The sequence below is a fragment of the Paenibacillus sp. 1001270B_150601_E10 genome, from assembly GCF_015558675.1.
Classification (GTDB): domain Bacteria; phylum Bacillota; class Bacilli; order Paenibacillales; family Paenibacillaceae; genus Paenibacillus_B.
This window is the reverse complement of record NZ_JADMOL010000001.1, coordinates 621,719-640,470: the sequence shown is the minus strand read 5'-3', so window position 1 is coordinate 640,470 and position 18,752 is coordinate 621,719. Positions and strand designations below refer to the sequence as shown.

At 46.5% G+C, this 18,752-nt stretch carries 16 protein-coding genes and 1 tRNA gene; 12 read left to right on the top strand and 5 right to left on the bottom strand.

Going from position 1 to position 18,752, the window contains the following annotated elements; all coding sequences use genetic code 11:
- Positions 1 to 29: 29 nt before the first annotated feature.
- The 3 genes from I2H74_RS03030 (at position 30) to I2H74_RS03020 (ending at position 5,825) form a co-directional block, all read left to right on the top strand.
- Complete coding sequence (locus I2H74_RS03030; protein WP_195571524.1) at positions 30 to 1,160, top strand: glycosyltransferase family 4 protein; 1,131 nt, start codon at positions 30 to 32, stop codon at positions 1,158 to 1,160.
- A gap of 95 nt (positions 1,161 to 1,255) precedes the next feature.
- Positions 1,256 to 2,584: a metallophosphoesterase family protein gene (locus I2H74_RS03025; RefSeq protein ID WP_195571522.1), complete on the top strand. Its 1,329-nt coding sequence runs from the start codon at positions 1,256 to 1,258 to the stop codon at positions 2,582 to 2,584.
- On the top strand, positions 2,571 to 5,825 hold the full coding sequence (locus tag I2H74_RS03020) for an AAA family ATPase (protein WP_195571521.1): 3,255 nt from the start codon (positions 2,571 to 2,573) through the stop codon (positions 5,823 to 5,825). Before I2H74_RS03025 ends, I2H74_RS03020 begins: the two co-directional genes overlap by 14 nt.
- Before the next feature lie 188 nt (positions 5,826 to 6,013).
- Here I2H74_RS03020 and I2H74_RS03015 read toward each other — a convergent pair whose 3' ends face one another.
- A complete protein-coding gene (locus I2H74_RS03015; protein WP_229106302.1) occupies positions 6,014 to 7,135 on the bottom strand; it encodes a hypothetical protein in 1,122 nt (373 codons plus the stop codon).
- 112 nt (positions 7,136 to 7,247) lie between these two features.
- A complete protein-coding gene (locus I2H74_RS03010) occupies positions 7,248 to 7,898 on the bottom strand; it encodes a hypothetical protein (protein WP_195571519.1) in 651 nt (216 codons plus the stop codon).
- A 207-nt stretch (positions 7,899 to 8,105) separates the two neighbouring features.
- Between I2H74_RS03010 and I2H74_RS03005 the strand changes: the two genes are divergently transcribed.
- The 4 genes from I2H74_RS03005 to I2H74_RS02990 all read left to right on the top strand — a co-directional run bounded on the left by I2H74_RS03005 (position 8,106) and on the right by I2H74_RS02990 (position 10,023).
- The gene (locus I2H74_RS03005; RefSeq protein WP_195571517.1) at positions 8,106 to 8,432 is read left to right on the top strand and encodes a hypothetical protein; all 327 of its coding nucleotides are present in this window, start codon (positions 8,106 to 8,108) and stop codon (positions 8,430 to 8,432) included.
- 108 nt (positions 8,433 to 8,540) lie between these two features.
- Positions 8,541 to 8,771 carry a hypothetical protein gene (locus I2H74_RS03000; RefSeq protein ID WP_195571515.1) on the top strand — a complete coding sequence of 77 codons (231 nt, stop codon included), beginning with the start codon at positions 8,541 to 8,543 and terminating at the stop codon, positions 8,769 to 8,771.
- 223 nt (positions 8,772 to 8,994) lie between these two features.
- Positions 8,995 to 9,081 (top strand) — tRNA-Leu (locus I2H74_RS02995).
- A gap of 312 nt (positions 9,082 to 9,393) precedes the next feature.
- Entirely contained in the window at positions 9,394 to 10,023 is a 630-nt protein-coding gene (locus tag I2H74_RS02990; protein ID WP_195571514.1) for a LysE family translocator, read from the top strand.
- A 292-nt stretch (positions 10,024 to 10,315) separates the two neighbouring features.
- Here the strand turns inward: I2H74_RS02990 and I2H74_RS02985 are convergent, their stop codons facing one another.
- Positions 10,316 to 10,528, bottom strand: coding sequence for a hypothetical protein (locus tag I2H74_RS02985; protein ID WP_195571512.1), 213 nt, complete (start codon positions 10,526 to 10,528; stop codon positions 10,316 to 10,318).
- 89 nt (positions 10,529 to 10,617) lie between these two features.
- Positions 10,618 to 11,667: a serine hydrolase domain-containing protein gene (locus tag I2H74_RS02980; RefSeq protein ID WP_195571510.1), complete on the bottom strand. Its 1,050-nt coding sequence runs from the start codon at positions 11,665 to 11,667 to the stop codon at positions 10,618 to 10,620.
- Positions 11,668 to 11,839: 172 nt separating this feature from the next.
- Here I2H74_RS02980 and I2H74_RS02975 point away from each other — a divergent pair, with 172 nt between their 5' ends.
- Positions 11,840 to 12,238 carry a hypothetical protein gene (locus tag I2H74_RS02975; RefSeq protein WP_195571508.1) on the top strand — a complete coding sequence of 133 codons (399 nt, stop codon included), beginning with the start codon at positions 11,840 to 11,842 and terminating at the stop codon, positions 12,236 to 12,238.
- A gap of 223 nt (positions 12,239 to 12,461) precedes the next feature.
- On the opposite strand, the gene I2H74_RS02970 is transcribed toward I2H74_RS02975, so the two are convergent.
- Complete coding sequence (locus I2H74_RS02970; RefSeq protein ID WP_195571506.1) at positions 12,462 to 13,292, bottom strand: sugar phosphate isomerase/epimerase family protein; 831 nt, start codon at positions 13,290 to 13,292, stop codon at positions 12,462 to 12,464.
- A 429-nt stretch (positions 13,293 to 13,721) separates the two neighbouring features.
- Here I2H74_RS02970 and I2H74_RS02965 point away from each other — a divergent pair, with 429 nt between their 5' ends.
- The 4 genes from I2H74_RS02965 to I2H74_RS02950 all read left to right on the top strand — a co-directional run bounded on the left by I2H74_RS02965 (position 13,722) and on the right by I2H74_RS02950 (position 18,715).
- Entirely contained in the window at positions 13,722 to 14,261 is a 540-nt protein-coding gene (locus tag I2H74_RS02965) for a hypothetical protein (protein WP_195571504.1), read from the top strand.
- Between the two features lie 426 nt (positions 14,262 to 14,687).
- Positions 14,688 to 16,301 (top strand): S-layer homology domain-containing protein, encoded by a 1,614-nt coding sequence (locus tag I2H74_RS02960; RefSeq protein WP_229106301.1) that lies wholly within the window; start codon positions 14,688 to 14,690, stop codon positions 16,299 to 16,301.
- 590 nt (positions 16,302 to 16,891) lie between these two features.
- Positions 16,892 to 17,551 (top strand): ThuA domain-containing protein, encoded by a 660-nt coding sequence (locus I2H74_RS02955; protein ID WP_195571500.1) that lies wholly within the window; start codon positions 16,892 to 16,894, stop codon positions 17,549 to 17,551.
- Between the two features lie 66 nt (positions 17,552 to 17,617).
- Positions 17,618 to 18,715: a Gfo/Idh/MocA family protein gene (locus I2H74_RS02950; RefSeq protein WP_195571498.1), complete on the top strand. Its 1,098-nt coding sequence runs from the start codon at positions 17,618 to 17,620 to the stop codon at positions 18,713 to 18,715.
- Positions 18,716 to 18,752 lie beyond the last annotated feature (37 nt).

Sequence of the window (18,752 nt, the reverse complement as noted above, 5' to 3'; positions counted from 1 at the left end):
AAAAGGGAATGCAAAAAGGAGGGGGAATCGTGAAAATATTGCAAGCCTTGTTCTTCCCGCCTGAACAGCCTGGTGGGGTATCCTCAATGATCCCTTATATCCTTGAACGATTTCAATCGCCGAATTGGGATATGGAAATGTTTTCATTGCCGAAGCGAATCCGGGGAAAAGGAACAGAGCCGGTATCCTTTGATACCTTTGATTGGACGCAGTTTGAAGATAGTCTAATCGTCCAAAAGTATATCCAGACGTATCGGGATTACATCTGGTGGACCAAGCTCCGCACACAAAAAAACTATGATCTTATTCATGCTCATCACCCTATAGCAGCATTAGCTATGAAGCAGTTGTTCCCAGATACGCCGTTGATCATGACGATTCATTCAAGCTTCGAGCGCGAGCTGATATTGAACGGGCGAATCGAAGAGAATGGTCCAGAGCATCGATTTCTGACCTCCCTTTATCGTGAGCTTGAAGTGAAATCCGATCATATCATGACAGTATCTGAATCCTTTAGGGCTTACTTAAGCACTTATCTTCACCATAGTGATCAAGTCTTGGTTCTGCCAAATGGGTTCGACGAGAAGCGGTTCAAGCCGATTTCTCATGAAAATGGAGTGCCGCAGCTGATCACCGTATGCCGCCTTGTCCCGGCTAAGGGACTGGACATCCTCTTGGAGGCTTGTTCGAAGCTGAAGCAAAGAGGACTAGACTATGTGCTGCACATTATTGGGGATGGCCCGATACGCAAGGATTTAGAGCAAATGGCTCAAAAGCTTGGCATTTATGATGAAACGATTTTTTACGGGTACATGCTTCATCCTGAGGAGTTTATGCCTTTCTCCGACATCTTTGTTCTTCCATCGCGTGCAGAAGCGTTCGGATCGGTATTTGCTGAAGCAGCCCTATGCTGGCTCGCGCTTGTCGGCACAGATATCGGAGGCATATCCGAGCAGATCGAGGATGGAGTCAATGGATTGCTCGTGCCTGAGGATGATGCGGACGCGCTTGCTGATGCGCTTGAACGCTTAATGATGGATTCACAGTTCCGGTATGAGCTTGCTAGAGCGGCTTGGACGAAGGCCAAGGGAACCTATTCGTTAAGCCGGATTGTAAACGAACTGAAACGAACGTATATTAGATTCAGAAAGACTACCTAAACAGAAAGCCGGTGCTAGAGTAGCATCGGCTTTTGAATTATACGAAAGATGTAATCCGTGAATGAAACGAGTGATGAGTGAAGGGAGCGAACGATATGAAATTCCGCTTCGTGCATGCGGCTGACCTGCATTTGGATAGTCCCTTTAAAGGGCTTGTTGATCTACCGGATGCGTTGCGTGAGCAGGTGCTGCAATCCACGTTCAATGCTTGGGACAACCTTGTGGAACTTGTACTTAGGTGCAAGGCAGATGCGCTATTGCTATCAGGCGATATATTCGATGCCTCCCATCGATCATTGAGAGCAGAATGGAGGCTTTTGAAAGGAATAGAGCGCCTTGGAGAGGCGTCGGTGCAGGTATATATCATTCATGGCAACCACGATCCTTTAACTGCTGAGAAGGCTTGGTCAGCTCCGATGCATGTGCATGTATTTGGAACAGAGAAGCCAGAAAGCTATCCGCTCTACAATAAGGACAAGGAATGCGTAGCTGTAGTGACCGGGATGTCCTACGGGGCACCAGCGGTCTATGATAACTTGGCATCTGCCTATCCAAGCCAGCCTGAAGCCGCACTGCATCAGTTAGAGCTGCCGCCGTCAGGCAATTCTCTGTACCGCATTGGCCTGCTGCATGGAACCGTTGATGCTGGCGGCGAGCATGACCCTTATTCTCCATGCACCAAGGATGAGCTAATGCGGAAAGGTTATGACTACTGGGCGCTCGGGCATATTCATGTGCGTCAGGTGCTGTCCACCTCACCATATATCGTCTATTCCGGCAATCTTCAAAGCCGTCATGTAAAGGAAACAGGAGCTAAGGGAGCGTACGTTGTTGATGTTCATGGGGATCATTCGACAGAGCTTGCTTTTCACAGCCTCGACCACATTCGATGGGTGGAAGAGAAGGTAGACATGAGCGGGGTGGATGCTTCTCAAAAGGCTAGCGAGCTGCTGCTCCAGAAGGTGGAAGAATGCCGCGATCTCGGTGAGGGGAGACATGTTTTTGCTCGCCTAGTACTGACGGGGAATACTCCGCTGCATGATGAATTCGCATATGGTTCCTTGATAAAAGAGCTGCTTGAGCTATGGAAGGAATCGGAGTGGCCTCGATTGGAAGCTGGAGAACCTGTTGTGTGGCCGATTCAAATGCTTGTGCAAAGTGAGCGAAGCGTTAATGTGGATGCTTGGCGCGGAACGGATCATTTTATTGGAGACGTTGTCCGAACGACAGAGGAGCTGCTTCTTGACCAAGAAGAACGAGACCAGCTTGTGCAAGAATCCTTAAGTAGTTTCTATGGACAGCGTAGATTGCGTCAATGGCTTCAGGGTCGTTCAGAGGACGAACAGAAGGCATGGGTCGAACAAGCCCTGCATCTCGTCGTAAATCGATTGGATCAGGGGGAGAGAGTCGATGAGAATAAGTGAGCTGCAAATTGATGGGTTGGGACCGCTTCAGGATAGCAAGTTTTCTTTAGCCGCACACGGATTGACGATGATTGTCGGCCCTAACGAAGCGGGAAAGAGCAGTGCAGCAACAGCGATTCGCTATCTTCTGTACGGCATGCCAAAGAGACCCGCGAGTGGTGAGTCCTTATCCAGTCATGGACGATTGCTTCAGGCTAGGCTTGTTGCGATCGATGATCAGGAGCGGGAATGGAGAATCGAATGCAGAGAGCGGTCGAATGGCTATCAGCATATCGTACACCAGATTCAAAGGGACGGACAGGTGGAAGCCAGAAGCCTTCAGGACCTGGAAAAAGAACTGCTTGGCGGCATTAATCAAGAGATGTATCGCCGCTTGTTCGGCATTACTTTGGATGAGCTTCATGCCATACATACGCTGCAGGGAGAAGCTCTACGTTCCTTTCTGTATGATGCAGCTTTCGATGCGGGTCGCTCGCTTGTGGAGACCGAGAATTGGCTGTCACAGGAGATGGATAGATTATATAAGCCGCGAGGGCGGACGCAGCAGCTTCATCTTGTTCTACAAGAAATGGATCAACGGGTAAAGGAGCGAAGAGAAAGCGAGAAGCTTGAGGGACGTCTCATCGAGCTCAGAATTGAATTGGAAAAGCAGAAACAAGGCTTAGCTGAACATTCAGAAGAACGAGCAGCGTGGAGAGAAGAAATGCTGCTTATAGAGCGTGCCCTGCATACTCGTGACATGTGGATTGAGAAGTCTGCATTGGAGGAGGAACGAGAAGGGCTCCCGAACCATGCTGCGTGGCAGCCTGGCTGGAAAGAGCAAATGGATCGGATTCATTCCGCATTGGACAATCATGAAGAAAGGAAGAGAATGATTGAGCGGAAGCTCGAGCAGCTTGAGCTGGAACAGACAAGCCCTGATCAGAATTTGTTATCCTGTGGAGCGGAAGCCAAGCAGCTAACAGGCCAAATTCCGATGATACAAGCCCAGTCTCAGGAACTTGAGGAGCGTCAGCACGAGCATGAGACGATATCGCAAGAGCTGGCCCGACTCGCCCAGAATAGCGGCAGCGAGTGGACAGTTGCGATGCTGCTTGCCTCCACGGTAGCAGAGCCGGATCAGGATGAAGCAAGAGAAATAGGCGAGAAACGGTCAAGGCTTGAGGAGCAGGCTGCTCGCGCAAGGGATGAGCGGAGCCGGGCAGGCGTTGAGCTGTTGATGGCTGAAGAAGCCGAACAGCAAGCACTAGCCTCCTTGAAGAGACATGAGGATCTAGGTGTGCTAGGCACTCGCTTCTCTCCGAGCGCGTATGAGGTTCAGCGGTTGATGCGAGAGATTGAAGAGGCTGCGAGAAGCCAAAGCGTCTTAAATGATTATGCATCTAAGGAATCCTCTGCTTCCTTTGACACGAAGCGATTATACCCTGTCATCTTTGGCGTTATTGGATTGCTTGCTGCAGCAGTATGCGTGTATCTTCAAGAATGGACAGGGGCTGTGCTCTCTCTGCTATTCGGCTTGGTAGGTGCAGGAGGCTTCTATGCGGCAGCAATGCCAACGGAGAAGCAGAATAAATCCTCTTCTGCAGGGCAATATGAGAGCTTGACGCTCCTGAAGCCTGTTATGGAAGCGCTAGGACGATCATCTCTGGATCATCCAGAGGGATTGGACGATCCAGTGGAACAGCTCAGCCGCTCGCGTAGAGGTGTACAGAGCCATAGCCAATCCCGTAGGTCGAAGACAAGGCCTCTCGTTCAGGTTAGCGGAGTCAGGAGTCCTTCAATTTCTGCTTCAATGTATGAAGCCTTGGATGCTCTGCAAACATGGAACAGCGAGCGTGAACGCCTTGGAGCGGAATATAGAACTGTACAAGAGCTTAGAAAGCAAGCTCACCGTCAGGTTGAGCGGGCAAGTCACGTTGAAGAGGAACTAAAGCAAGAGCTGGCTCAGCTTCATGGCCGATGGATAGAGTGGCTTAAGCAGCGTCAACTGCCTGAGCACTGGAGTCCAAGGAGCGTGCTGGATCACGGGGTGCGAGCTGAGCAAGCTTTAACGAGAAGAGCGAGGATGCTCCGCTGTTCACAAAGAGTGGAACAGTTAACAGCATCTATCGAAGCATTTATACAACATTGTGATGAGCTGATTGAAGCTGCAAGCAAGCTGCCGATATTCACTTTCCTTGAAAGATGGATGCAAGAGAGCGGGGACGGCCATTCCAGCATTTCGGAAATGAATTCCGAACGAACAGAAAAACTCCAGGATATGAGAGCCATTTTGAGGAAAATGGTTGAATACTATGAGGCTGAGGAAGCACGAGCTCAAGCGAACCAAAGAGTCGAAGCCTCGATATCGGAATGGAGAGCGGAGCTTGAAGTCGTAGAGCGCGAGCGTTCGAGACTTCATGAGGAGCAAAGAGGGCTGTTGTCTAAAGCCAAAGTAGCGAACCAGGAGCAGTTTGTACTTCGAACTCAGCAGGCGGAACGTTTCCTATATATTGATCAGCGACTTCGGGAGTTAAAGACGGGATATTACCGAGGCGGCGATCAAGTGGCGATGGCTCCTATCGAATATCTGCTGACGCACTATGATGAAGTGCAATTGGAGCAGCAGCTTTCCGTTCTGAGACATGATATAGAACATGTGGAGTTGGCTATAAGGGAAGGAGAGCAAAATTGCGGTAGACTTGCTCAAGAAGAGGAGCAGTTGATGAAGCGGATGGAGACTGAACAATGGCATCAGCGTACAGCTGAGCTCGAGAGTGAGCTGGATCGTCTTGGAGAGCAGTTCGCTGTATATTCGATCGCGAAGGCGATTATTCGCAAAACGAGAAGAAGCTATGAGAAAGAGAAGCAGCCTTATGTATTCAAACAGGCTGGAGAATATATTCGGCGTATGACGAATGGTCGTTATGTTCGAATAGTCTCTCCAATGGGCACGCAGAATATCGCAGTTGAGCGGGAGGATGGGCAATTGCTTGAAAGCTCTTGCTTGAGTCGTGGAACAGCAGAGCAGGTATATCTTGCTATGCGTTTTGCATTGATCGACGTCTTGTCCAAGCGAGCGAAGCTCCCCATGATCTGGGATGAGCTCTTTGTTAATTTTGACCCGGAGAGGCTTCGTCATACCTTAAGCTGTATGCCTGATCTTCTAGCTAGACAGCAGATGATCTGGACTACCTGCCATCCATATATGGTGGAGGCGGTAAAGGAGATTATTCCTGATGTGCATATCGTGCAGCTGTAACAGAGACAGCCTTTTATTATCCTTTTTTAACTCAAGAACTAACTCATCCGTTCTTTTAGGCTGTCAAAGTCCAAGGGTCGTTCATCTTCTGCATTAATAGCATGATTCTCGTGATTAGTTGAAAAAAGAAACAGGGCACTTCCTCAGAATGGGAATGCCCTGTTTTTATTGATTATGTTCACTTTCACTTATCTCGATTGTTTAGGTCGAGCATGTATGGATTTGAAGGAAAATGATCCATTATTTTTACCATGCTTATTTGGATCAATGGGGAACTTGTCATCTAGATTGATTCGCATAAGAAGGACAAGCCAGGCAATGCTGAACAGTCCAAATAAAGGATATAGGATCGAAATAAGCGATTTGAATCCAAATTGGCTCATCAGATAGCAGAACAGCATGATCGAGATAATGATAAGTTTAGGGTGAAAGATTACTCTCTCCTTCAGTTGAAGGGTTACGCCATAAATGTCTGCAATGAATGTGGTAAATATTTCTGAGAAAATAAGCAGAATGTAAATGAGTTGTATAGCCATGCCCAACCCATAAGCAATTTGTCCCATTGGAATATCAAATTGAATGATGCCAGGCATATGTGCGGAGAGGGCGATATGGCCTGCATACAGCATGCCTCCGATTAAGATTCCGCCAATCCATCCGCCAGCGCGTATGACCTTTTCGCTTGGCATCGAGGCTCCCATTGGAACAAGCACGGCCTGTGCCATTGCAAGATTGAATGCCCCATATAAAAAGGAGGACGATATTGCTCCGTACAACGGCTTGTCTGATACGTACGTGAATGCAAGGGTTGTGGTTGGAAGTTGAAGGGTATCCCATAGTATAAAGCAGGTAAAGACCAGCATAGTAGGTACGACTAATGAATTCAGATTTAAGATGGCGTTCATGCCTCGATTGATAATAATGTAGGAGCCTAAGATTGTAATGAGGAGGCCTGTCTGATAGTGCATGTTTAAATGTTCTGAAAATACAGATCCTGCGCCTGCGAGCATGACACTATTGACGCAGATGATGACAACAAGTGTGAACAAGCTGACATAGCCGCCTGCCTTTTCACCAAATAAGGATCGATTCACATCCTCATAGGATCTTGCCTGGATACGATAAGACAGAAGCATAAGCTTCGTTCCTAGCCAAACAAATAAGGCTGTTGCAATCAATATGGTAAACAATGCGTTTCTGCCATATTGGGTGAAAAATTGAAGAATTTCTTGTCCTGTTGCAAAACCAGCGCCGACCACGGTGCCGATATACGTAAATGATATTTGCAGCACTCTAAATATATTTTTCATTGCATGTAAGCTCCTCTCATGCCTGCAGTAAGCCTATGTAATGAAGAACAACTGGAGTTGTCCTCCATAGACTGTATGCAGGAAGAGGAGCGGACATGCCAACTGAAGTCAACTATGCATTGGAACGAAACAATTTGACAGCATGAATCTTGCTTGTTGTCGGATCAAGGTCCAATCTCAGCATGGACTGATTCGAATAGTATCCCCATACGTAGCCAGAATCCTGATCAGGAGCTCCTAATGCTTCTTTAACGGATTCGCTATGCTCGCCAACCTGAAGGCCCTCTATGCCGGTGCGAAGTCCCGCTTGATGCACTTCGACAAATGCGATATGCCCGCCGGCGGTGCATCCGACAGAGAAGCCGTCATATTCAAGAACCTTTACAGGATCTTCTTCAGGCATGACATAGGATGAGGAAGGCTCTCCCCAGGAAGAGGTGATATAGTCAGAGGAATCATCGAGGTGGATTCCCATTAAGCTCATATCATGCGGATCAAACGGATGATCGGTTAAATGCTCAAGTTCTTGCTTTGAAGCGGGAACATTTTCAGGGGAAGAGGCAATCTTGGCATCTTCTTTCCACGCATTATTGCCTGCTTCCTTGCCTTGCTGCTGCTCTTGAGCAGAGGACTTGTCCACAACGTGTTCTGAAGCTGCGGAGTTAGATGACGCAGGAGTACTCCAGACATATAGCGATGCTAACATAATGGTCATAGCGATGAGGATAAACAGCCGATCCTTGCGTGATGAGTTCTGATGCATTCTGTTCCCTCCTTCGTATTGTCACGCGACATATGTACAACCCTATTACCCGCATTAAAGAAAAAGATAACATCATATGAATTCCTTTATATATAAGGACGCGAGCGGTACTATATAAGTTGCATCCAACAAATAAAATTGAATCCTTTTCTCCTTTTATAGAAATCGCATATAATGTAATTAAGTAAGGAGAGGAGGCGACTCGAAATGGTCCATGAACCAACGGCTCAATATTTGCAAGAGAAGGTATCAGAGGCTAAAGTTCATTTCGAACGTGCATTGGACTGTAAGCACACGGAATTCGATGACTTGTACCCTTATATGATAGAGCATCCACAGTTCTTCTGGTACAAACGCTATGTCGCATGGTCTGAGCTATTAACTGTAGTAAAGCTATGTAATGAGTTGGGTGTGGCTTGGCGCCATCAGTTCTCCGTCACGCAAGCCGAATATATCGACAAGCGGGTTATGTCTGCGAAGGTTCTTGATTATTGGTTCGAGAAGAACGATTCCAAGGAACATGTTGGACACTGATGGAATAGAACGTCATTATTTCGTTGCAGGATGAAGCAGCGCAGGTTCTGAACCTAGGGATGATGTGCTGCTTCTTGCGATGAATCCATTCATGAAAGGAACAGCATGATGATAGATGATCAAACACTTAATGAGTATAGACAAGCAGGAATCAAGGTTAGAGTAGTAAGGGACATTCTTGAAATGAATGACGTAAAAGGCATCGTAGTGGCTTGGGATGAGGAGAACGTTATGATTCGCAAGCAGAATCGGCGCATTGTCAAAGTGAAGCGGAGCTATCTCTTCCAGCCATTTGATGAGCCCCGCCGCCTTCCGCCGGGATTGCTGACAGAGGAGTAAGCTGCTTGAGTACAAGTGTTTCTAACATGGGTTAGTTTGAATAGGCTTTTGTGTAGATCATATCGGAGCAGCTAGTACGGCTGTCTTGATGCTTAAGAATTGCACTTGTTGCTCTGATATGAAAATAGATAAAAATATTGTTGACCACATTAAATGATTGTGATATTATAAATCTTGTCGCTGCTGATGATAATCACGGAGACAATGAACAAATGAACATTATGCAGTCATGGCGGAATTGGCAGACGCGCTAGATTCAGGTTCTAGTGCCCGCAAGGGCGTGGAGGTTCGAGTCCTCTTGACTGCACCATATTTAATCAATGATAAGTCTTGCGAAGCAAGGCTTTTTTTGTTTTTTAAATATTTTAGACTGGCAAAGAAGTCAACTGATAGGATGACTTGTGGCGTATTTAATACTGGAATTTATTATGATGGTGTGATCGTGGATTGGCGTAATATATGTTCCTGTGAGAAGTGAAGAGGAGGCATCGGGGAAGTCCGTTAGGTATCGATCAATAAATATGTAGACATATTTTCTAAATAGTGGTACTATTCGTTTTTAGCCGCAGGAGGTGTTCCAGCCTCTCGCGGCTTTTCTACATACAAGAGGAGGTCACACATCATGTCTTTATTTTTTACATACGTTTTACTTGGTCTATCCATTGCGATGCCAATTGGAACGATTACGGTAGAGATGACGAAGCAAGGAATGAAGCATGGATTTATGCATGGTTGGAGTGTCGGCTTGGGAGGCATGACGATCGATTTATTGCTTATCATCGGGCTTTACTTGGGGCTTGCTTCGATATTATCCATGCCATATATTCAACTCATCATGTGGTTGGTGGGTGGCATATTCCTTATATACGTTGGCTACGATAGCATTAAACATGCTGATCACGACATTACGCTGTCTGGGGAAAAAACAGAAAAATCGATATTTTCCTCCTATAAAAATGGCCTCTTGGTAGCCATTTCACCGGGAAATCTAGTATTTTGGATCAGCGTTTTTGGCACGGTGCTCGCTAATTCATTCGATCATACCAATACCAGTTATTTTATAATCGTCGGCGCAGGCATATTATTTGGTATTTTAATGCATGATATCGTGTTGATGATGATCGTAGCTACGACTAGGAAAGTAATGAATCGGACAGCCATTAAGATGGTGTCTGTTCTGGCTGGCGCTGTTTTGATCTGTTTTGGACTTTATTTCTTCTACGAACTCATCGGTCATCTTCAAAAGCTTTAGTTGCTTGGACGAGATACTTAGGAGTAACGAATATGAAACGAATGAGCCGTAAGGGATTGGATCCCTGCGGCTCTTAATGATGTTTCTTCGTTTTTCTAGAATGATTGTTGAATCGAATACTGCATTCTAGAATGAAGTAAAGAGCAAGAAAGGAGACAAGCACCACTTTAACAAGATCCAACAACATCACCGCCCTTTAATTTGGAAGTTAATCTATGATGCATATGATAACCATCATTTTAGTCAAGATAGAATCACACTCGATTTATGGATGATCCATGTAATCCTCGTCTTACTCCGCCAAGAAGAACTGCGTAGCCATCAGACAAGCAAATACCCCAATTGCTACGAGTAGCTTGCCTCGGAAACGTATGGACTGTAGGCAGGCATTGCTTGGTTCTGAATCATCCCCTAAACGCTTGAATAGCCATGAATGCGGATTTTTAATGGTAAATATCGCAAGACCAATTGTGGCTAGGCCAAGCATCATATTGACCACACCCATTAGATCACCTCTCTGCCAATCAATACGTCCATCAAGGAATAATGTTCCATTTGAATAGCGGTAAAAGACATGGCAATTAGATATTGAAACTAACCTTCAGGTGCCCCCATTGCAAGCTTCATGACCAACCGGATGGGCCAGGAAGGTTTGGCCAGCTGATTGAGATCACCTACATAGTAGAGGTCTTTATCCGGATGATAGAACGCAAAGGATCCGGATGTACCAGAGTGACCAAGCAGTTCTCCGTTCCCTCTGAAAGCTGTTAGCAAGCCTCCTAGTCCAATTCGCATGTAGCCGCCCCCATACTGAATAGGTCCCATTGTGATCTGAAGTTTGCGATACTGTGCAAGTTGGTCTAATACCTCGCGATTAAACAAAGTTCCTCCCCAGAATGCCTTAAGAAAGATCATCAATTCTCTTGCTGTTGTGATCGTTCCTCCGCTTGCTCGGCAGCTGCACACAAACTGCGGGATATCGATCTTGTTATCTTTGTAGCAGATAGAAGGAATATGATCCTCGCCATAAAGAGGAAGATAGGTATGCTTTAGTTTGAGTGGTGTGAAAATAAAATCCTCGTAAGCTTCCGCTATTGAAGCACCATAAGCCTTCTCAATCACTTCTCCAAGCAAATCAAAATTAATGTCCGCGTAATGAGCCCGGCCTGTTGTACGTGGTGCGAAGTGCGGCTTCAACTGCTTTGTCCAATCCAGCATATCGTCAAAGGAGTAGGCGAAATCCTCCTTAATGGCCTTTGCCTTAGTGGAATCCTTGCTTTCCTCAAAAATATCCGGCAGTCCGCTCACTTGGAATAGGAGGTCGGAGATCGTTAAGTCTTGCGAGTAATCGGCAGATTTATAGATATGCAGTCCGCTTAATTTCCTTTTATCGATATAGGTTGTAAGCTTATCGTCCAACGAGAGCATGCCTTTCTCACGAAGGGCAAGTATACAAGTTGTGGTAAATAATTTGCCAATGCTAGCCATAAGCAGTGGGGAATCGATATCTCTGCCTCCGAATCCCTTGCTCCACGAAAAGTCTCCGCTTGTATTTTCGATGTAGACGATTGCTTCTTGTATGTAACGAGATTGGGCGATTTGATCAAAAGCTTTTGTGTAATGGGAAAGATTCGTTGTTTTCATAGGCCCTCCTTAAATAATCAGGCTTTTCGCAAAGATCTGAGCTGCACATCATATCCATTTTATTCCGATTCAACGATATTATTTGCATTCGTTATGATTTGTTTATCGTTTAATATGGGTAATAACATAACATACAAATGTGTTTAAAAAGTAGAAGAAGGAGAGGGTACACATGAATAATGTGAACTTGAGACAAGAAATTAAGGAAACCTGCGAGGCATACGACAGCCTATATGCGCAATTGGTGAAGCCAATTAATCAGATGCTGATGGAGCTTGATGCTTCTATTTCAGAGGAGACAGCGCAAAAGATCGTCGACAATTTGAAGGCGTACCATGCTGGGGACAAGTATATTGCGGATTGCCACTGGGATGAGAGCCAGAACTTTATGAAGGATGGCATCGGGCTGTTGAAGCAAGGCGATCTTTCGAACGGTGCCCTTCAGTTGTTTGGCGCAGGCTTGAACTTTGCTAGCTATGCTGTTAAGGTGGCAGGCAGCAAAAATGTGCATATCCACAGTCAGATGAATGATGCATTTAAGCGTATTATGAGCGAGCTAAAGGAAGAGTAAAGCAATCATTAAGTGAAATGAAAAAAAGGTTCCGGCTTCTTTCTGGAACCTTTTTTTTGTTGCAAGCAATAGATAGACTAGGTGACTGTGGCTCATTAGAATAGGTCTCTTCCATGCCTTTGGTTTGGATGATCTATCTTGCTGTCGCTATAATCGTGTTCGTTCATCCTCCTGAGTCCTTAAATGAAGTGATAAGACAATGAAGTTAGACCAACAATCTTATCTAGCCAGACTGATGAGAAGTCGCATTTTCCAGCGGGGCACGAAATTGCTCTTCAACTCGATTAGCCATCCATAAGCATACCTCCCATAGATCGGACACTGGCTGACCAGTGAATGGCAGCGTATGCATATATCCCGGCGGCCCGTACTCTGGAGTAATGGACATCGCGGTATAGCCTGCTGCACGCTTTGTTGTGATGATTTGTTCCCACCATGCCTCATGAGCTTGAAGCTCGCCAGCATATTCAGGCGCTCCAGGATGAGGAACCTGAGGACCCTCCGCATAGCCTACACGTGCATGAATGTGAATGACATGAGGGAAGAGAAAGCGAAGGCACTCCTCCTGATCGTGCAGCAGTGATTCACAGACACAGCACCAATGGCTGAAATCTGCAGTTAGCTTGAGTGAGGGGAGTTCTTCGATAAGATTGCGGGTTCCCCAAGGGGTAAACATTGCACGGCCACGGTGCGTCTCGTGGGCTACTGGGATACCTGCTTGCTCCTCAATCATCAGTGCTTGTGTGAAAAAGGCAACTTGGTCACGAAAGGTCATTGAATCCTTCCCACTGTGAGCGTTAATCAGCAGCGGCTTAAAGTCCAAGCATCGCTCTACCTGCTCAGCAAAGGATAGGGCGTGATCTGCTCCGCTCGTTGCGATTAAGGCGATAAAGTCCAGACGATGCTCTTGAAGAAGCGCTTTGAAGCGTTCAGAATCCTTAGGTGAGGGAAGTGAAGCTTCAATGCCCTTATATCCAGCCTCAGCGATCCGTTTGAACTGTTCCTCGTACGTTCCTTCCATTCCCCATAATGCTTTATAGATGTTGATCTGCAAGAAAGCAATCCTCCCTTATTCGGTCTAAAATCAGCTTGGACCAGCCGTTCAATATTTGTTTTGTTTAACGATGGCAACCGCTTATTGATCTGCCCGTGATGATATCGGTCATTACATGTTCAGCATATCGGAAGTAGCGGTTAAAAAGCGTTACTCAAAACCCGACATCATTTACTCAAAAGCTGTCTTTATCATTCACACCAAAGCCAAATCGATGATTATCGTTCACATAAAGATGACGAAATTGAAAAGCACCAAGCGACATAAAACGTTATAATCGTACATAGTTAGATTCGGAGCATTGCTTCATGAGGGGGGTCATTATCAGTGACCTCTACATGATAGGATTCATACTTCCTGCTGTGGTGTAAACATAGGTAGACTCATTTTCATTCATTCAACAACTGATTGGGAGGTGCTGTTATCATCATGAAGAAATGGATCATGATCGGACTGTGTGTGGCCGTGCTAGGTGGAGGAACAGCCGTATGGGCATCGAGCAGCTCGCTTGTCGGCAAGAAAGTGGAGAAGATGGTTTCTCTTTATATAGGGAGCACTAAGGTGAATACCGATGCGATCATCATTGATGGCGTGACGTATGCGCCAGTTCGCAAAGTGGGCGAAATGACGGGGTTGCAGGTATCCTACGAGGATGGAGCGGTAAAGCTGAATCGTAAAGATACAGGAGGCTCAGGCCCATCCAACCTGACTAGAATTGAAGAAATCAACGCTAAGATCCAAGCGAATAAGGAAAAGATGAAGGCGAATAGCGAAAGCATTGGCGACAGCGAGAAGAAGCTGGGCGAACTTCGATCTAAGTATGGAAAAGATCAGACAGGCCTGCAAAATGACAAGGACTACAAATACCATCTTGCTTTCGTAAAGGCTGCCAAGGCTGAAAATGCGGACATCGATAAGGAGATTGAAAGTTTGAATAAAGAGAAGCAGAAACTGCTCGCTTCGAAGTAATCCATGCTTGTATGCGGAATGGATTGTTACATAAAGGCTGTCTTCCACGACACAAATGGATAGATTCGCAGTGTAGCGGAGGACAGTCTTTCCTCTATTTTTTCCAATCAAAAGCTTTAAGGTTTAGCCGATAAAGGTCATTCATTTAGACTGTTTAAATGTTTCTTCTCACTTGCTTTGCTGGAATAAAAGTCCGCCCTGTCTAAGGATGACGTTCGATGCCTACGATTTACCAATTGTCAACCCTTTCCTTTCTCATCATTTTCTCATAATATACATGCGGTATGGCTCAACCTCAGTACACACCTAGGTTTTATTTGTGCATAACGGTATAAATCTATGATCCTACCAATTTTTAGATCTTGTTGCTGAAGATTTGCTCATGCCAAGATGAATCTATCTTTTACAAGGGAGGAGATTCATAGCATGAGTGTAAAGAGGTACATAAAAGGCGCCATCATTGGCTTGACGATCTTGGCGATAAGTATGACCAGTATACCAGCGATGGCCGCTTCGTCATCCGGCACGGATCGGTTTGCGATGGCTTATATATACTTTGGTACGCCTAGCAAATATGTTCAAGCGGTTGATTCAACGAAGGGGAGTCTTGACATGGTGTCGCCAAGCTATTTTGACTTGAATTCAGACGGTTCCTTGAAGCTGACAGAGGCAGTTGACCCGAACTTTGTTGCAGAGATGCATAAGCGGGGCATCAAGGTTGTTCCTTTCTTAAGCAACCATTGGGACCGCGAGTTAGGCAAGAAGGCTCTTTCCAATCGAGCAGCCTTAACGAAGCAGGTTGCGCAGGCAATCGAGAAGTATAATTTGGATGGCGTGAATGTGGACATTGAAAATGTAACCGAAAAGGAGCGGGATGCTTATACCGATCTTGTTCGTCGATTGCGAGAAGCCATACCAGCTCATAAGGAAGTGTCAACTGCGGTAGCAGCGAACCCAGAGGGGTGGACGACTGGCTGGCATGGCTCTTATAACAACGCAGCGCTCGCAAAGGTCAGCGACTATCTGATGATCATGTCCTATGATGAAAGTTATCAAGGCGGCGCTCCGGGTCCTGTCGCAGGGTTGCCTTGGGTGGAGAAGACCATTAAGCAGGCACTAAAGACTGTTCCAAGTGAAAAGATCGTGCTGGGGATTCCATTCTATGGCCGCTATTGGAGTGCGGATGGCCGCTATAAAGGGCTTGGCATACAGAATCATCTGGTCGAACAACTGATTCAGGATTATAACGGCAAAGTAAGCTACGACTCTACGCAGCAATCCGCCAAGGCTACATTTACGATCAAGGCGTCTGATAAGAAGCCCGTCATTCATGGAGTAACGCTGTCTGCTGGCCAATATACGGTTTGGTATGAAAATGAGGCCTCGATCAAGGCGAAGCTACAGCTTGTGAACAAATATAACCTGAAAGGCGCAGGCAACTGGAGCCTGAATGAAGAATCTGGAAATACGTGGGATTACTATAAGACTTGGCTTAATGGTACCTTGTTCTATGATACGATTGGTCACTGGGCGAAGGATCAAATCGAATTTGTGTTCCATGAAAAATGGATGACTGGTGTGGCAAATGGCCAGTTTGCGCCAAATCAATCCTTAACAAGAGCGCAGGCGGCAAGTGTGCTGATGCGTATTCAAGATCGAAATGCACCGGATCAAGCGGAGCAAGTGAGCTTTAAGGATGTGCCTGCGAATCACTGGGCATGGAACGATATTCAAGCGGCTCAAGCTGCTGGCTACATCACAGGCTTTGCAGACGGAAGCTTCAGGCCGAATCAAGCGGTGACTAGAGAGCAGCTTGCCGTGATGCTTGCGAGAACGCTGAAGCTTGATACAGAGCATGCAATCGGTTCGACGGCGTTCAAGGATGTGCCGACTACTCGATGGTCAAGTGCTTCGATTAAGGCCTTGGCACAGCAAGGCGTATTGGATGGTTATGGAGATGGCACCTTTCGCCCGACAAGAGCCGTGACCCGTGCTGAGATGGCAGCGGTTCTCCAATCTGCGGAGAGCCTGCTGCGATAATAAATATTTCTAGCGAATGCGTTCCTTTGGCTTAGAGAGACGTACTTGTGCCAAGTACAGTTGTATCGAGGCTAAAGGGGCGTTTTTTTTAACCTATGACAAATCATTGAAAAAGACAGAATGTCTCCATTTGCTAGCAGGATATTCAGACAAGGTGGTGAAGTGAGTAAGCAAGGATCATGATTTTTTGTTTATGACATAGAAAGATAGAAGGGGGAATAATGCGTGAGTTACCCTGCCTTGTCATAGCTTGCGAGAAATGTATGGTGGATGTTTGCATGATGAATGGAAAGTGTTTATCGCACTTTTATGTAAGCGGTATCAACATATGGAGGTTTAACGGAAGGAGGCCTGTGTGTTTATACCTTCATCTAGCATGCTTACGAATGTTAACGATATCTTCGCCATGCTGCTTATACATTGATTTTCGTTATCATCATGATCCTGCATAAGTGATTGCCATTCGCATCATATAGGTGAGGTGCTATTATTTTTATAAATATGCTGATCTGTATTGATGTGCGATTATTCGATCAGATTAAATGAATCTATTACAGGTAACTATCATAATCAAAGAGGAGTGGATCGTTATGCCTACTGCATTAATCGTTCAAGGGGGATGGGAGGGACATCAACCTAAAGAAGTTGCGGCTTTATTTCGGAAATGGCTTGAGGAGGACGGCTTCGATGTTGAGGTAAGCGACACTCTTGAAGCGTTCCGTGACATAGAGAAGCTAAAGCAGCTGAGCCTGATCATTCCGATCTGGACGATGGGCACAATCGACCAGACGCTTGTGGAACATGTCTCGATGGCTGTTCAAAGCGGTGTAGGACTTGCGGGCTGCCATGGCGGAATGTGCGATGCCTTTCGCGACAATGTCGATTGGCAGTTTATGACAGGTGGCAATTGGGTTGCGCACCCTGGCAATGATGGCGTGGAATACACCATTCACTTCAAGACAGCCTCCAGCCCGCTGACGGATGGAATAGAGGACTTTACCGTGAAGACAGAGCAGTATTATCTTCATGTGGATCCTGTGGTGGAGGTATTGGCTACAACGCGCTTCAAAGCGGAATCTGGACCCCATGCCGCCAATGGGGAGGTTGATATGCCGGTTATTTGGACGAAGCGCTGGGGAAAAGGACGAGTGTACTATAATTCGCTTGGCCACAACGTATCCGTGCTTGATCAGCCTATCGTCAAAGAACTGATGAAAAGAGGCTTCCATTGGTGCTCCGCAGGAGAGTAAGGATGCAGCACAAATGCCGCAAGTGTTTGTTTTAGAATCATCCTCAGATGATAGGAGAGTGTATCGATGCTAAAGGCAGGAATCATAGGTGCGGGGAATATTAGCGGTATTTATCTTCAAAATGGCCGTCGATTTGAATCAATGGAGATTACTGCAATTGCGGATCTGGATCGATCGCGTGCGGAGGCAAAGGGGCTTCAATATGGGATCCGAGCATTGTCAGTCGAAGACATGCTTATGGATGCTGAGATTGACCTGATCATTAATCTGACGATTCCAAAGGCTCATGCAGCGGTTAATTTGCAGGCTCTTGAAGCAGGCAAGCATGTATATGTGGAGAAGCCGTTTGCCGTTTCATTGGAAGAAGGGAAAGAGGTTCTTCGTGTTGCAGAAGCAAGGGGCTTGTATGTTGGAGGTGCTCCAGATACCTTCCTTGGGGGTGGAATTCAAACTTGCGTGAAGCTCATTCTAGAAGGGGCCATCGGTACCCCTGTTGGAGCGACAGCCTTTATGATGAGCGGCGGGCATGAATCCTGGCATCCTGATCCTGCCTTCTATTACATGAAGGGTGGCGGCCCATTATTTGATATGGGCCCTTATTATATAACGGTATTGATTGCCATGCTGGGTCCGATCCATCGCGTGACAGGAGCAGCCCGGATCTCGGCCCCGGAAAGAACGATTACAAGTGAGCCGAAAGCTGGAGAGAAGATTCGAGTTGAGGTTCCTACACATGTAGCGGGGATTATGGAGTTCAAGGCAGGTCCGATTGCGACGCTGCTGACAAGCTTTGATATCCCAGGTGGATCTGTTCTTCCGCGGATGGAGGTGTACGGCACAGGAGGCAGCCTGCTTGTGCCAGACCCGAATGATTTCGGAGGAAAGGTCATGCTGCGTAAGTCTGGCGAGTCGGAGTGGAAGGAAATAGAGCTTACACATGGCTATGCTGAAAATGCAAGAGGGCTGGGCGCGGCGGAAATGGCAGCTGCTATTGCGCGAGGCACGGCGCATCGGGCAAGCGGAAGGCTTGCGTACCATGTATTGGAGACCATGCATGGCTTCCATGCATCTGCGGAACAGGGTGTTCATATCGTGATGCACAGTGATTGCGACCAGCCTGCAGCTTTGCCTGCAGGCCTTCATCCTACATTTCTCCATATATAGCTGTACCTATCCTATGTTCAGCATAAAGCATGGCACT